The organism is Vibrio fujianensis, from assembly GCF_002749895.1.
Lineage (GTDB): Bacteria > Pseudomonadota > Gammaproteobacteria > Enterobacterales > Vibrionaceae > Vibrio > Vibrio fujianensis.
The window spans coordinates 223,897-225,283 of sequence record NZ_NBUS01000042.1; the positions used below are offsets into that span (position 1 = coordinate 223,897).

At 44.3% G+C, this 1,387-nt stretch carries 1 protein-coding gene and 1 pseudogene; both read right to left on the reverse strand.

Annotated elements, in window-relative coordinates; all coding sequences use genetic code 11:
- Nucleotides 1–597, reverse strand: a pseudogene (locus B7C60_RS18840) (flagellar motor switch protein FliG); the annotation flags it as partial.
- Nucleotides 590–1,387, reverse strand: a 798-nt coding sequence (locus B7C60_RS18845) for a flagellar M-ring protein FliF C-terminal domain-containing protein (protein ID WP_281251695.1), incomplete at its 5' end; no start/stop codon positions are given. The gene B7C60_RS18845 and the pseudogene B7C60_RS18840, both read right to left, overlap by 8 nt.

Genomic DNA, 1,387 nt, shown 5'->3' on the forward strand with positions numbered 1-1,387 from the left:
ACCGGCAAATTGTTTCTCCATGATTTCATTCAACTCAGCTAGGGCCGAAGGTTGAACTTCTTCTAGATTAGCAATACGCATCATCAGATCAAGCCTATCTCGCTCGGAAAACTGAGCAAGGATTTCAGCAGACTGATCGGGATCAAGATAGGATAAAACGATAGTTTGAATTTGTGGGTGCTCATTAACAATAATGCTCGCCACTTGTCTTGGATCCATCCATTTCAGTGAATCCAAGCCTTTTGACCCAGTCCCGAGCAGAATTTGATCAACCAAGTTATTCGCTTTATCTTCACCTAATGCGGCAATCAAGGCATTACGCATAAAGTCTTCACTACCCATACCGATGTTGGTGTATTTTTGAATATCTTCCAAAAATGAGCGGTGCACTGCGGTTACTTTGTCTTGGCTCAAATCCTTTGCTTTCGCCATCGCACTACCGACCCGCTGAACCTGCTTTGGCTCTAAGTAGCGAATAATTCCCGCCGCATCTTCCTCGTTAAGGCTGAGCAATAAAATAGCAGCGCGTTCCTCTCCAGGAATGTTGGCAATATCAATGCCGTCTGCGGAGTCTTTATCTTCGATATCGTTAGGCATTTTGCATCCAATTCTTCACAACTTGAGCCGCAAGTTCTGGCTCGTTAGCGACCAGAGCACGTACCGCTTTTAATACGTCCTCATCTTTATGTAAATTAGGCAAATCAATACCAGAGCCAAATTCAAATAACTCGCCTCCTTCAATATCGCTGCCAATTAAGCTCGTTTCGCCATCCGCTCCAATAGGTAAACCATCAGGGCCATACAACTGTTCATCATCGTCTGCCGCTGGATTAAGCAGTTTTTTCATTGCTGGGCGAACCAGTACTAACACAATAACAATAATCACCAATGCACTTGCTAACCAACGGATCCAATCATTAAAGTGTGGATTTTCCCAAATCGGCACATCAGCAAATTGCTCAACTTCGGGTTCGGCAAATTGCATGCTCAATACATTCAGTAAATCACCACGATTTTCATTAAAACCGACCGTACCAATCAACAACTGACGAATTGCGTTAAGCTCACCTTCTGTTAAAGGCTCATAAGTTACTTGCCCATTATCAGGATTGACGACTGGACGATTCTTTACCGCTACTGCGACCGTTTGTCGATTCACTACGCCCGTCTGTCTTCTTTCATGACTAATGGTAGTATCTAATTCAAAGTTACGCGTCGCCTCTCGATGCACTGAACCTTGCCCAAGAACGGAACCATCCTTCATCTGAGCGACATCTTGAGGTATTGAAGCATCCGCCGGAGGTTGATTACTTAAAGCCCCTGGAATACCAGCCACAACATTGCCGTTATTGTAATCTTCTAAGGTATATTCACTGCGTGTTGATGG